The organism is Calidithermus terrae, assembly GCF_003574345.1.
Lineage (GTDB): Bacteria > Deinococcota > Deinococci > Deinococcales > Thermaceae > Calidithermus > Calidithermus chliarophilus.
In genome coordinates this window covers 1-13,071 of record NZ_QXDL01000115.1, presented here as the reverse complement: position 1 = coordinate 13,071, position 13,071 = coordinate 1, and the positions used below count along the sequence as shown (strand labels likewise).

The following is a 13,071-nucleotide window of genomic DNA, read 5'->3' as shown; positions in this document are numbered from 1 at the left end:
GCCACGAACGCGGCGAGGGGGAGCAAAAAGGGGGTTCGGCGGGAAGGTCTCATCAGGTGTCGTGCGGGGGCGGCGCGCGCCGCCCCCGCGGGAGGGGCTAAAGGTTGGCGTTCCAGAACTTGACGATGTCGTCGAGGGCGGCCTTGGCGCTCTTCTGCCCGAAGATGGCGGCCTCGATGTTGTCCTTGAAGGCTTTGTTGAGCGCGGCGGCGTTGGGCACCGGCACGGTGAGGTCGCGGCCGTAGCGCATGGTCTTGGCGGCGGCGAGGCGGGCGAGGTCGTTGACGCTGCTGCCGCCGGAGCGGAAGAAGGGGTCGTTGGCGGCCTTTACGGTGGTGGGGAAGGTGGTGCCGGTGCGCTTGGAGAAGGCGAGCTGGTTGTCGTCGTTGGTCAGCCAGGCGGCGAGCTGCGCCGAGCGCTTGGGGTCGCGCACGCCCTTGGGCACGGCGTAGGCGAAGGTGCTCGCCTGCACCACCTGCCCCGCACCCACGGGGTGCGGGGCCACCACGGTGGCCTTCCAGACGGCGTTGTTGTCCTTCTCGAGCCGCGGCATGAACTGCGGGCCGATGATGATGATGCCCAGCTTCCCGGCGGTGTAGAGCTCGTAGGCGGCGGTGAAGCCGCGGCGCATCACGTCCTCGGGGAAGTAGTCCTTCTTGCGCAGGTCGATGTACTGCTGAAGGAGCGCGATGTGGGCCGGGGAGTTGAAGACCGCTTTTTTGCGGGCGGCGTCGAAGATGGGCAGCCCGGCCTCCTGGAAGGCCTTGAGGAAGTCCACGTTGGCGATGAGCGGGGCGAAGCCGTAGACGCCGGTCTTGTCCTTGATGGTCTTGGCCCACTCCATGAGGCCGGGGATGGTCTTGGGCGGGTTGCCCGCGTCGAGGCCGGCCTTCTTGAGGATGTCGGTGTTGAAGGCGACGATGCGGGTCGAGGCGTAGTCGGGCAGGCCGTAGACCTTGCCCTCGTAGGTGAAGGCGTCGAGGGCGGTCTTCTGGTAGCTCCGCAGCGTGGCCGCGTCGAGCAGGTCGTTCAGCGGCAGCAAGGCGCCCTGCTGGGCGAGCTCGAGGATCTGGCTCGAGTTGAGCTGCACCGCGTCCGGGGGGTTGCCCGCGGCGATGCCCGCGAGGATCTTCTGCTGGATGGCGTTCTGCGGCAGGTCGGTCCACTTGAGCTTGACCCCGGCGTTGGCCCGCTCGAAGCGCGCCACCAGCGGCTCGAAGAAGTCGTTGAAGGTGGGCGCGAGGCTGGTGGTGACGAACTCGAGCTGCTGCGCGCTCGACAGCCCCAGCGCGAGCAGGGTGCCGACGGTCAGGAAACGTTTGAGCATGGTTCTTTCCTCCTTGTGTTGCCTCGAAAGCCGGACACCGGCGAAAGGCCCCTTGGCTACCCCTTCACCGCCCCCTCCGTGCCCCGCATGAAGAAGCGCTGGGCGAGGAGGAAGACCACGAGCACCGGGATCATCATGATCATCGCTCCGGCGGCGACGTTAAAGGAGTCGTAGTTAAACTGCCCCTTGAGCTTGAGGATCGCCACCGACATCGGCAGCAGTTCGTCGTTGGTCAGCAGGGCCACGCTGGGCCAGAAGTAGGCGTTCCAGGTGCCCACCAGCGTGAAGATGCCCAGCGCCGTGAGCGAGGGCAGCGACAGGGGCACCATGACGCGCCACAGGATCTGCGCCTCGGTGGCCCCGTCGATGCGGGCGGCCTCCATCAGGGTGCTGGGGATGGCGAGGTAGGCCTGGCGCATGAGGAAGATGCCGAAAGCGGTCGCCACCGTGGGCAGCACCACGCCCAAGTAGGTGCCCAGCAACCCCAGGTCGCGCAGGGTGAGCACGTTGACGATGAAGGCGATCTCGGTGGGCAGCACCAGCGTCGAGACGACGGCCCCGAAGATGAGGTTGCGGCCGGGGAAGCTCATGCGCGCCAGGGGGTAGGCCGCCAGCGCCGAGACCAGCAGCGTGCCCAGCACGGTGAGGCCGGTGATGACGACCGAGTTGAGGAAGTACTTGCCCAGGTTGAGCTTCTCGACGACCTCGAGGAAGTTATTGAGCGTGAGTGCCCTGGGGAAGAGGCTCTGGGGGAAGGCGTAGATGCTGGTGCCCCCGACCACGGTCTTGTCGGTGACGGCGATGGCCAGCGTCCAGAGGAAGGGGAACACCGCGAAGGCGAAGATCGCCAGCAGCAGCGCGTAGTTGAGCGCCCGCGCCACAAAGCGGCGCCACCGGGGGCGGCGCAGGCGCCCGGCCCCCGCGGCCTTGGGCAGCCCGGCGAGCCCCTGCCTCACGCCCGCCCCCCCTTCTCCTCGCGGGTGAGGTAGAAGTTGAGGTAGCTCAGGGCGAAGCCCACCAGCGCGATCAGGAGCCCGGCCGCCCCGGCCACGCCGAAGTTGGCGTCGAGCATGTTGCCCCAGCTCTTGTTGTAGACGTACAGCAGCGCGGTGTAGGTGGAGTTGAGCGGCCCGCCGCTGCCGCCGGTGAAGACGATGACCTCCTCGAGCACCCGGATCGCCGCGATGGTCGAGAGCAGGCTGCACAGCAGCAGCGTGGGCTTCATCAGCGGCACCGTGATGCGCCAGAAGCGCTGCCAGGCGCCCGCCCCGTCGAGCACCGCGGCCTCCTCGAGCTCCGCCGGGATGCTCTGCAGGCCCGCGAGGTAGAGCACCATGTAGTAGCCGAAGCCGCGCCAGAAGGTCACGAGCATGATCGCCCACAGCGCGGTGTGCTCGTTGAGCAGCCAGCTAAAGCGCCCCTCCCAGTTGATCAGGTGCAGCAGCCGCAGCGACCAGTTGAGGAAGCCGTCCTTCTGGAAGATCCAGTCCCACATCACCGCCGCCAGCGCGATCGAGGTCACCACCGGCACGTAGTAGCTGGTGCGGAAAAGCCCCATCAGGGGCAGCTTCTGGTTGACCAGCACCGCCACCGCCAGCGCCGCGACCTGCAGCACCGGCACCACCAGCAGGTACTTGAGCGAGTTCCAGACCCCCGTCTGGAACAGCGGGTCGCCCAGCACCTGCGCGAAGTTGGCGAAGCCCACCCACCGGGGCGGCTCCTTGGCGGCGAGGTCGGCGATGGTGTAGTCGGTGAAGCCCAAAAAGGCCCCGTAGATCACGGGGTAGAAGGTGAACAACCCCATCAGCGCCAGCGCGGGCGCCAAGAACGCGTAGGCGATGAGGGCGGTGGTCAGGGTTCGGCGTTTCACGTGCACCCCGTTTGGCCTGGTACCCGAAGGACTCCTTCGAACATTTGGGGTATTTCTGCGGCGGACCGCGCCCGAACGGGGGCCCTGCGAGGCAGGTGAAGGACCGGAGTCATAGGTTCGCGGGCGGATGGCCGGTAGCCCGTAGCCAAAATCTCCCCTCTCGCTACGGGCTGCCGGCTACCGGCGTCTACTTAGCGTTCGCGTTCCAGAAGGCCACCGCGTCGTCGAGGGCCTGCTTGGCGCTCTTGCGGCCCAAGAAGGCGGCCTCGATGTTGTCGTTGAAGTTCTTGAAGATGTCGTCGGTGTTCTTCGGGGGCTTGAAGCCGGGGTTGATGAAGCGGCCCGAGCCCGAGACCATGCCCTTGGCGACCTCGATGGGGTCGGCGGGGTCTTTGGGCCTGAGGTTGGGGTCGTTCTCCGAGCCGCGCGCCGTCGAGACGATGGGCACCACGTTGGCGAACTTGACCTGGTTGGCGCGGTTGGTCACGAAGCTGGCGAAGAGGGCCGCCTCGCGCTTCTTGGTCGAGGCCTTGGGGATGACGAGGTCCATGGCCCCGCCGGTCTGGAGCTTGGCGGCGCCCAAGGGCGCGGCGACGACCTTGGTCTTCTTGTAAAGGTCGGGGTTGGACTCCTTGACGCGGTTGAGCGACTGCGGCCCGCCGATCATGATGGCGACCTTGCCCTGGCTGTAGAGCTCGTTGGTGAGCTGGAAGGCCTCCTTGCGCAAGAGCTCCTGCGGGATCACGTCGGCCTTCATGAGGTCAACGTACTTCTGCAAGAGCGCCACGTGGGCGGCGGAGTTGAAGTTGGCCTTGCCCTGCGCGTCGTAGACCGACAGGCCCTCGAGGAAGAAGCGGCCCAGGAAGCTCGCGCCGTTGGGGTCTTTGATGGGGGGCAGCCAGCCGTAGGCCCCGGTGGCCTTCTTGATCTTCTCCGAGGCGGCGAGCAGGTCGTCGGTGGTCTTGATGGCGTTGGGGTCCACGCCGGCCTTGGCGAGGAGCTCGGGGTTGTACATCATCACGCCCTGGTCCACCCAGCCGTACCAGGGGTAGCCGTAGGGCTTGCCCTCGACGGTGAAGATGCTGAGCACGTTGGGGTAGTAGGCGTTCTCGAGCGCGGCCTGGGTGGTGAGCTCGGTGAGCGGGGTCAGCAGCCCGTTCTGCGCGGCGGCGAAGGTGGAGTCCTGCCAGAGGTTGACCACGTCGGGGGCCTTGCCCAGCGCGATGGCGGCGGTGAGGTCGCGCTCCAGGGTGTCCTGCTTGTCGACCCACTTGACCTTGACGGTGGGGTTGGCCTTCTCGAAGTCGGCGATCAACCCCTTGATGTAGTTGTCGAAGTTGGGGCTGAGGTAATACGTCCAGAACTCGATCTCCACGGTTCTCTGCTGGGCCAGGCCGCCCAGGCCCAACAGCCCCAGGCCCAACACCCCTGCTGCGAGTAGCTTCTTGACCATATCCTCCTCCTGAATGTGCCTACGGGCTTAACCCGAAAAGCCAACGGCTAGTAGTTGCGGTCGGCCACCGCCGCCGCGGTCTTGGCGATGTGCTCCGAGGAGCGCGGGTGGCGCAACCCCACCAGGGTGTAGAGCAGGTCGAGCAGCAAAAGCTGCCCCATCTTGGCGCTCACCGAGCCGCCGGTGAGGGGCGACTCGGCCACGGGGGTGGTGAGGGTGAAGGCGGCGGCGCGGGCCAGCGGGCTCTTGGCCCGGTGGGTGATGGCGACGGTGGTGGCCCCGGCCTGCTGGGCGAGCTCGAGCGCCTTGACGGTGTCGATGGTGGTGCCCGAGCGCGAGATGCCCACCGCCACCGCCCGCGCGTCGAGGGTGCTGGCCGACATGGCCGCGAGGTGCGGGTCGGCGTAGCCCTGCGCCATGTAGCCCAGCCGCAGGAACTTGTAGGCGAAGTCCAGCGCCGTCACGCCCGAAGCGCCCACGCCGTAGAACTCCAGCCGCCCCGCGGCGAGGATGCGCTCGACCACGGCCTCCACCGCCGCCAGGTCGAGCATGCGCACGGTGTCCTCCAGCGCCTGGCGGGCGTGGTGGGTGACGTACTCGAGCACCTCCGGCGCGGTGCGGGGGTTCTCCTGCGGCGTGAGCCCCACCGGGTTGGCCGCGAGGTCGGAGGCCAGCGCCAGCTTGAACTCCTGGAAGCCGCTGAAGCCCAGGTCGCGGCAGAAGCGGATCACGCTCGCCTCCGACGACCCCGAAGCCTCGGCCACCTCCACCACGGTCTGGTAGAGCAGTTGCTCGGGGTTCTCCCGCACGTACTCGGCGATCTTCTGCAGCGCCGGGGTGAGCCCCTTGCCCACCGAGCGCAGGGAGGCTAAAGCGCCGTTAGGCACGGGCACCTCCGGTGCGCCGATAGCCGATAGCTGCCGAACGCCCAACGCTAAACGCCAAACGCCCGAAGCCGTGATCAAACGGCGTCTTGCGTTTCACCGCCTTGGTGTAGGACGTAGGACATACGATCCTCTCGCGTTGGGCGTTCGGCGTTGGGCGTTCAGTGTTCACCCCGCCACCTTCCCCTCCGCCAACGCGTCCACGAAGGCTTTCGTCAGGAGCTCGATGCGGGTGAGCGCGGTGCCCACGGTCACGGCGAAGGCGCCGGCCTCGAGCGCGGCCCGCGCGTCGTGGGGGGTGCCGATGCGGCCCTCGGCGATGGCGCGCACGCCGCGGGCGGCGAGCTGGCGCACGAGCTCGAGGTCGGGGCCGGCGAGCTTGGGCGAGTGGTCGGTGTAGCCGGAGAGGGTCGAGCCCACGAAGTCGGCACCCAGGCGGTGGGCCTCCAGGCCCTCCTCGAGGGTGGAGACGTCGGCCATCGCCAAGCAGCCTTGGGCGTGGACGGCCGCGATCAGGTCGGCCACCGGCACCGGGCGGGGGCGCTGGGTGGCGTCGAAGGCGATGACCTCGGCGCCGCGGCGGGCCAGGGCCTCCACGTCGGCGAGGTGGGGGGTGATGTAGACGGGCGAGCCCTCCACCTCCTTCTTGACCAGGCCGATGACGGGCAGCCGGGTGACGGCGCGGGTGGCCTCGAGGTCGGCCAGGCCCTCGATGCGCAGGGCCACGGCCCCGCCGGCCTCGGTGGCCTGGGCCAGCGCCGCGACGAGGTGGGGGCGGTCGAGGGGGCCGCCGCGCACGGGCTGGCAGGACGCGATGAGCCCGCCGTGCAGGCGTTGGGGGATGCCGGACGTGTCCCTGGGCATGGGTGGCTTCTCCTCTGAAGTGTTGCTCTATCCAAGACGCTATTACTTGAAGTAAAGTTTTGTCAAGAGGAGCCAACATGGATGAAACGTTACGCCTTGCCGGCCGCCTGATGGGCGTGGATATCCCCGCCCCCGAGCTCGACGACGCCACCCGCGCCCACCTGGCGAAGTACCGCTTCGGCTCGGTGTGCCTGTTCCGCAAGAACGTCCGCGACCGGCACCAGCTCGCCCGGCTGGTGGCCGAGCTGCGCGAGGTGCTGGGCCCCGAGTGCCTCATCTCCATCGACCAGGAGGGCGGCGCGGTGCAGCGCACCACCGACCTGCCCGAGGCCCCCGCGCCCATGGCCATCGGCGCCACCGGCGACGCGGGCCTGGCCGAGGCGGTGGGCGGCGCGGTGGGGCGCTCCCTGATCGCGCTGGGCATCAACTGGAACTTCGCCCCCAGCCTCGACGTCAACACCAACCCGCTCAACCCGGTCATCGGCGACCGCAGCTTCGGCTCCGACCCCGCCAAGGTGGCCGAGCTCGGGCTGGCCTGGGCGAAGGGCCTCGAGCAGGCCGGGGTGATGGCCTGCGTCAAGCACTTCCCCGGCCACGGCGACACCCACCTCGACTCGCACCTCGACCTCCCCACCGTGGGCAAGCCCCGCGCCCTGCTCGAGCGCCTGGAGTTCCTCCCCTTCCGCCGGGCGGCCGAGGCCGGCGTGGGCTCGTTCATGACCGCGCACATCGTCTACCCCGAGCTCGACCCCGACTACCCCGCCACCCTCTCCAGCCGCATCCTGAGCGGGCTGCTGCGCCAGGAGTGGGGCTACGACGGGCTGGTGGTCACCGACTCGATGGACATGAAGGCCATCACCAAGTTCAGCCCCGACGCCGGCGCGGCGGCCGTGCGGGCCTTCAACGCGGGGGCCGACACGGTGCTGGCGCTGGGGCCCAAGCCGGTCCAGGCCGCCCAGGCCGAGGCCCTGGCGAAGGCCATCGCCGACGGCACCATCCCCCGGGCGCGGCTCGAGCACAGCCTCGAGCGCCTCGCCCGCGCCGCCCGGGCCTTCCCCGGCACCCCCCGCCCCTACAGCACCCAGGCCGAAGCCGCCGACCGCGCCCTGATGAAGGAGGCCGCCGCCCGCAGCCTCACCCGCCACGGCCCCGTGCGCCTGCCCCGCCCCGCCGACCGCGTGCTCTTCGTCGCCCCCGACGTCGCCCCCGGCGAGAGCGCCTACGAGAACGGCCCCGCCGCCCAGGACCTCGCCCGCCGCCTCAAGGAGCGCTTCCCCGGCCTGCGCACCCTCGCCTACCCCCGCCAGCAGCCCCAGGCCGTCCTGGCCTCGGCCCAGGCCGCCGCGAAGGAGTCCGACTTCATCCTCTACGTCTCCACCACCCGCCAGCAGCTCTCCCACGCCGAAGCCGAGCTCGCCCAGGCCCTCTTCGCCCTCGACAAGCCCGCCCTGCACGTGGCGCTGTGGAACCCCTACCACGTCCAGGTGGTCCGCCAGCCCGCCCTCATCACCTACGGCTGGCGCCCGCCCACCCTCGAGGCCCTCGTCGAAGCCCTCAACGGCGCGGAGGCCCCGGGCAAGCTGCCGGTGGAACTGGCGGGGTGAGACGCTGAACGTCGAACGCGAAACGCCAGACGCGAAACGCCGGTCGTACGTCCTACGTCGTACGCAATACGCCAGACGCGAAACGCCGTTCGTACGTCCTACGTCGTACGCAATACGCCAGACGCGAAACGCCGATTGTAGGGGCGGGCCCCCGTGCCCGCCCCGCCTCTTGCCCCCTATCGACTGTCTTCCGGCGTTGGGCGTTGGGCGTTCGGCTATCGACCATCAACCATCGACCCAATAAGCTTTGACCATGAAAGCCATCCGCGTGCACAACCCCGGCGGCCTCGAGGCCATGCGGCTCGAAGAAATCCCGGTGCCCACGCCCGGCGAGGGGCAGGCGCTGGTGCGGGTCGAGGCCGTGGGGGTCAACTTCATCGACGTCTACAAGCGCTCGGGGATCTACAAGCTGGACACCCCCTTCACCCTGGGCGAGGAGGCGGCCGGGGTGGTGGAAGCGGTCGGGCCCGGGGTGAGCGGGCTGCGGCCCGGCGACCGCGTGGCCTACGCCAACGTGATGGGGGCCTATGCCGGGTACGCCGTGGTCCCGGCCGATAAGCTCGTGCGCGTGCCGGAGGGCCTCGACTCCCGCACCGCCGCCGCCCTGATGCTGCAGGGCATGACCGCGCACTACCTCGTCAAGAGCACCTACCCCCTCGGAGCGGGCGAGACCTGCGTGGTCCACGCCGGGGCCGGCGGGGTGGGGCTGCTGCTGATCCAGATGGCCAAGATGGCCGGCGCGCGGGTGATCGCCACCGCCTCGAGCGAGGCCAAGCGCGCCCTGGCGCGCGGGGCCGGGGCCGATCACACCCTGCCCTACGAGGGCTTCGAGCAAGGGGTGCTCGAGATCACCGGCGGCCAGAAGGCCGACGTGGTCTACGACGGGGTGGGCCAGGCCACCTGGGAGGGCAGCCTGAACTCGCTGCGGGTGCGGGGCATGCTGGTGCTCTACGGCCAGTCCAGCGGCCCGGTGCCGCCCTTCGACCCCCAGGTGCTCAACCGCAAGGGCGGCCTCTACCTCACCCGCCCCTCGCTGTGGCACTACACCCAAGACCGCGCCGAGCTCGAGTGGCGCGCCGGCGAGGTCTTGCGGTGGGCCGCCGAGGGCCGCCTCCAGGTGCGCATCGGCGCGGAGTTCCCGCTCGAGCAGGCCGCCGAGGCCCACGCCAAGCTGCAAGGGCGCGAGACCACCGGCAAGGTGCTGCTGATCCCCTGAGGCCGCCATGCCCAAGCCCCGCGCCCGGGATCTGGGCCTGCCCTTCGAGGGCGAGCCCGGCCCCCTCAACGCCATCACCGACGTGCCCGGCGTGGAGGTGGGGCACGCCACCCTCATCGCCGGGGAGGGCCCGCTGGTGGTGGGCCAGGGCCCGGTGCGCACCGGGGTCACCGCCGTCCTGCCCACCGGCAAGGCCCCCGGCCAGCGCGCCGTGCCCGCCGCCTTCTTCTCGCTCAACGGCAACGGCGAGATGACCGGCACCCACTGGCTCGAGGAGGCCGGGCTGCTCAGCGGCCCTGTCATGACCACCAACACCCACAGCGTGGGCGCCGTCCACCAGGCGGTGATCGAGTGGGGCTACGCCAACGGCTGGGGAACCGCCTGGAGCCTCCCCGTGGTGGCCGAGACCTGGGACGGCTTCCTCAACGACGTCAACGCCAGGAGAAGGAGGAAACGTTTCACCCCGGCATCTTATCCAGAAAACGTCCCTACTTTTGGGTCATTTACCCCGCCAGCTTGCGCGCCAGGCTCGGCAGCCCTTCGGCCAGGGTGGGGTGGATGTGCACCGACTGCTCGAGCCGCCGCCACGTCGAGCCCGCCTCCATGTGGGCCAGGAAAACGTGCACCAGCTCGGCGGCCTCAGGGCCCACCAGCGTCGCGCCCAGGATGCGCTCGGTCTGGCGCTCGACGACCATGCGGTAGAAGCCCAGCGTCTCCCCCGTCTCCCAGGCGCGGGCCACCTTCTCCAGGGGGAGGTCCGCGGCCTCGGCGTCGTGCCCCTTCCGGCGGGCCTGCTCGAGCGTGAGCCCCACCCGGCCCACCTGGGGGTCGGTGAAGACGGCGTAGCCCAGCGCCCGGTCGTCGCGGCGGCGGTCCTCGCCGGCCAGGATGGCCTTCAGGCGGCGGTGGTCCTCCCAGGAGACGTGGGTGAACTGCGGCTGGCCCGCCACGTCCCCGATGGCGTAGACCCCCTCGGCGCTGGTGCGGAATTGGTCGTCGGTCTTCACGAAGCCGCGCTCGTCGGTCTCGACGCCGGCGGCCTCGAGCCGCAGCGCCTCGGTGTTGGGCCTGCGCCCGGCGGCGACGAGCAGGGCGTCGCCCTCGAGCCGCTCGCCGCCGCCGAGCTCGAGGGTGAAGCGCTGGCGGCCGTAGCGCACCGCCCGGACCTTGCTCCCGAGGTGCAGCTCGACCCCGTCGGCCTCGAGGGCCTCCTGCAGCACCTCGCTCACCTCGGGCTCCTCGCGCGCGAGCACGCGGTCGTTGCGGTCGAGGATATGGGCCTCGCAGCCCAGCCGGGCCAGGCCCTGGCCGAGCTCGAGGCCCACGTAGCCCCCGCCCAGCACCAGCACCCGCCCGGGCCGCTCGCGCAGCTCCCAGAAGTTGTCGCTGGTGAGGTAGGGGGTTCCGGCCAGTCCGGGGATTTCGGGCTCGAGCGGCGAGGTGCCGGTGTCGATGAGGACCACCGGGGCCTGCGCCCGCACGCCCCCGCCCTCCACGCGCCGCTCGCCCACGAAGCGGGCCTCGGCCCGCACCAGCCGCACCCCGGCCTGCTCGAGCCGCCCCTCCACCCCCCGCGACGAGGCCTCGGGGTAGCCGCGCACCCGCTCCATCACCGCCGCGAAATCGACCGTCACCTCGGCCCGCACGCCCAGCCCCAGCCGCCCGGCCTTGCGGGCCCGGCCTGCGGCGTGGGCCGAGGCCAGGAAGGCCTTGGACGGGGTGCAGCCGGTGTTGACGCAGGTGCCGCCCAAGGCCCCGCGCTCGAAGAGGACCACCCTCCGGCCCTGCTGCGCCCACTCGGCGGCCAGGGGAACCCCGCCCTGCCCGCTGCCGATGACGATCAAGTCCGCACGCTCCATGCGCCGCCTCCGCTCCACGCACCCCGGGCGCCGGCCGGGGTCCGTTTTCCCGCCCCCCAACCGTGAGCCGCGGGTCGTCCGGGCCGGCCGGCGGGGCGTACACTAGCCATGATGATTCGCCACGCTGTGCTGCAACTGAAACCCAAAAAGGGTCACGTCCAGGAGAACATCGAGCGCATCGGGCAGGTCTTGCGGGAGATCCGGGGGCACCGCCCCGACGTGGTGGTGCTGCCCGAGGCCTTCTTGTCGGGCTACTTCCTGCAAGGGGGCGTGCGCGAGGTGGCCCTCACCCAGGCCGAGCTCAGCGCGGCCATGAGCGCCCTCTACGACTCCCTCGCCTGGGACGGCCCCCTCGACGTGGTGCTGGGCTTCTACGAGCAGGACAGCGGCATCTACTACAACAGCGCCGCCTACCTCGAGCTCGGCGGGCGCGGCCTGCTCAACGTGCACCGCAAGGTCTTCCTGCCCACCTACGGCGTCTTCGACGAGGAGCGCTACATCTCGCGCGGCAACCGGGTCGAGGCCTTCGACACCCGCTTCGGCCGGGTGGCCCTGCTGATCTGCGAGGACTTCTGGCACTCCGTCACCGGCATGATCGCCGCGCTCGACGGGGCCGACATCCTCTACGTGCCCTCGGCCTCGCCCGCTCGAGGCTTCGCCGGGGCCGAGCCCGCCAACGTGGCCCGCTGGAAGAGCCTGACCCAGGCCACCGCCGCCGAGCACGGGGTCTACGTGGTGCTCAGCTCGCTGGTGGGCCTGGAGGCGGGCAAGGGGCTGGTGGGCGGCAGCGTGATCACCGGCCCCGAGGGCAACCTCCTGGGCGCGGCGCCGGTCTTCGAGGAGGCGGTGCTGCTGGGCGACATCGACCTCGCCCGCATCGCCCCCGTGCGCTACGACAACCCCCTGCTCGCCGACATGGAGGCCGGGATGCCGCTGCTGATGAACGACCTCGAGCGCGTCATGGCCGGGCTCAAGGTGCTCGGCAAGAACCCCCGCCCCCTGCGCGGGAAGGAACTGGCCCGGGGCTAGGAGGCGTCATGCTCAAGATCGTCGAAGCCGCCCCCGGGCGCGAAGTCCTCGAGCTCAACTACCCCCTGGTCACCGACTTCCTCACCCGCTTCATCCGCGAGGAGCTGGGGTGGCGCGGCTTCGGCCGCGCGGTGGTCGCCAACTCCGGCGGGGTGGACTCCGCCACCACCATCGCCCTGGCCGTGCGCGCGCTGGGGCCCGAGAACGTCTTCACCGTGTTCATGCCCCACGCCGTCTCGAGGCCCGAGTCGGCCGAGCACGCCCGGCTGGTGGCCGAGCACTTCGGCACCCCCTACGAGGTGGTGGACATCACCCCCATGGTCGAGGGCTACGCCGCCCAGACCCCCGGCATCACCCCCCGCCGCCTGGGCAACGTCATGGCCCGCGCCCGCACCATCGTGGGCTTCGACAAGGGCGAACAGTACGGGGCCTTGCACCTGGGCACCGGCAACAAGACCGAGCGCCTCTTCGGCTACTACACCTGGCACGACGTGGCCGACACCGGCCCCATCGCCCCGCTGGGCGACCTCTACAAGACCCAGGTCTGGGGCCTTGCCGAGTACCTGGGCGTCCCCGAGGTGGTGCGCGGCAAGCCCCCGACCGCCGACCTCGAGGCCGGCCAGACCGACGAGGGCGACCTGGGCATCTCCTACCGCAAGGCCGACGTGATCTTAGAGCACTACCTCAAGGGCTACCCCGACGCCTACATCGTGGGCCTGGGCTACACCGAGGCCGAAGTAGCGCGGGTCAAGAGCCTGGTCAACAAGACCCACTGGAAGCGCCACCTCCCCACCAACGCCGTGGTGAGCACCACCGCCATCCACGAGTTCTACCTGCGCCCGCTGGACTTCCGGCTGGGGTAACAGGGAGCCGTCAGCGATAAGCGGTCAGCCATCAGCCGTCAGCGGGAGACTCGCGGCCGTAGCCCCACCCCAGCCCTCCCCGTACGCGGGGAGGGTTTATCC

At 70.3% G+C, this 13,071-nt stretch carries 11 protein-coding genes and 1 pseudogene; 5 read left to right on the top strand and 7 right to left on the bottom strand.

The window, feature by feature from the left end; all coding sequences use genetic code 11:
* Window positions 1–97: 97 nt before the first annotated feature.
* The 6 genes from Mterra_RS13225 to Mterra_RS13200 form a co-directional block, all read right to left on the bottom strand.
* A complete protein-coding gene (locus tag Mterra_RS13225) occupies window positions 98–1,327 on the bottom strand; it encodes an ABC transporter substrate-binding protein (RefSeq protein WP_119315607.1) in 1,230 nt (409 codons plus the stop codon).
* Window positions 1,328–1,383: 56 nt separating this feature from the next.
* A complete protein-coding gene (locus Mterra_RS13220) occupies window positions 1,384–2,283 on the bottom strand; it encodes a carbohydrate ABC transporter permease (RefSeq protein ID WP_119315606.1) in 900 nt (299 codons plus the stop codon).
* Window positions 2,280–3,197 (bottom strand): carbohydrate ABC transporter permease, encoded by a 918-nt coding sequence (locus tag Mterra_RS13215; RefSeq protein ID WP_245971627.1) that lies wholly within the window; start codon window positions 3,195–3,197, stop codon window positions 2,280–2,282. Before Mterra_RS13215 ends, Mterra_RS13220 begins: the two co-directional genes overlap by 4 nt.
* 187 nt (window positions 3,198–3,384) lie before the next feature.
* Window positions 3,385–4,650 (bottom strand): ABC transporter substrate-binding protein, encoded by a 1,266-nt coding sequence (locus tag Mterra_RS13210; protein ID WP_119315604.1) that lies wholly within the window; start codon window positions 4,648–4,650, stop codon window positions 3,385–3,387.
* A gap of 47 nt (window positions 4,651–4,697) precedes the next feature.
* Window positions 4,698–5,537, bottom strand: a complete 840-nt coding sequence (locus Mterra_RS13205; RefSeq protein WP_119315608.1) for a MurR/RpiR family transcriptional regulator — start codon at window positions 5,535–5,537, stop codon at window positions 4,698–4,700.
* 165 nt (window positions 5,538–5,702) lie between these two features.
* On the bottom strand, window positions 5,703–6,398 hold the full coding sequence (locus Mterra_RS13200) for an N-acetylmannosamine-6-phosphate 2-epimerase (RefSeq protein WP_119315603.1): 696 nt from the start codon (window positions 6,396–6,398) through the stop codon (window positions 5,703–5,705).
* Between the two features lie 77 nt (window positions 6,399–6,475).
* Between Mterra_RS13200 and Mterra_RS13195 the strand changes: the two genes are divergently transcribed.
* From Mterra_RS13195 to Mterra_RS23680, 3 genes and pseudogenes are all read left to right on the top strand, one after another.
* Complete coding sequence (locus tag Mterra_RS13195) at window positions 6,476–8,002, top strand: glycoside hydrolase family 3 protein (protein WP_170159662.1); 1,527 nt, start codon at window positions 6,476–6,478, stop codon at window positions 8,000–8,002.
* Between the two features lie 253 nt (window positions 8,003–8,255).
* The gene (locus Mterra_RS13190) at window positions 8,256–9,218 is read left to right on the top strand and encodes a quinone oxidoreductase family protein (protein ID WP_119315601.1); all 963 of its coding nucleotides are present in this window, start codon (window positions 8,256–8,258) and stop codon (window positions 9,216–9,218) included.
* 7 nt (window positions 9,219–9,225) lie between these two features.
* Window positions 9,226–9,660 (top strand): annotated as a pseudogene (locus tag Mterra_RS23680) (P1 family peptidase); the annotation flags it as partial.
* A gap of 61 nt (window positions 9,661–9,721) precedes the next feature.
* On the opposite strand, the gene Mterra_RS13180 reads toward Mterra_RS23680, so the two are convergent.
* Complete coding sequence (locus Mterra_RS13180; RefSeq protein ID WP_119315600.1) at window positions 9,722–11,077, bottom strand: dihydrolipoyl dehydrogenase family protein; 1,356 nt, start codon at window positions 11,075–11,077, stop codon at window positions 9,722–9,724.
* Between the two features lie 111 nt (window positions 11,078–11,188).
* Here Mterra_RS13180 and Mterra_RS13175 point away from each other — a divergent pair, with 111 nt between their 5' ends.
* Both Mterra_RS13175 and nadE read left to right on the top strand, forming a co-directional pair.
* A complete protein-coding gene (locus tag Mterra_RS13175) occupies window positions 11,189–12,106 on the top strand; it encodes a nitrilase-related carbon-nitrogen hydrolase (protein ID WP_119315599.1) in 918 nt (305 codons plus the stop codon).
* An 8-nt stretch (window positions 12,107–12,114) separates the two neighbouring features.
* Window positions 12,115–12,969: an NAD(+) synthase gene (nadE, locus tag Mterra_RS13170; RefSeq protein WP_119315598.1), complete on the top strand. Its 855-nt coding sequence runs from the start codon at window positions 12,115–12,117 to the stop codon at window positions 12,967–12,969.
* Window positions 12,970–13,071: the final 102 nt, after the last annotated feature.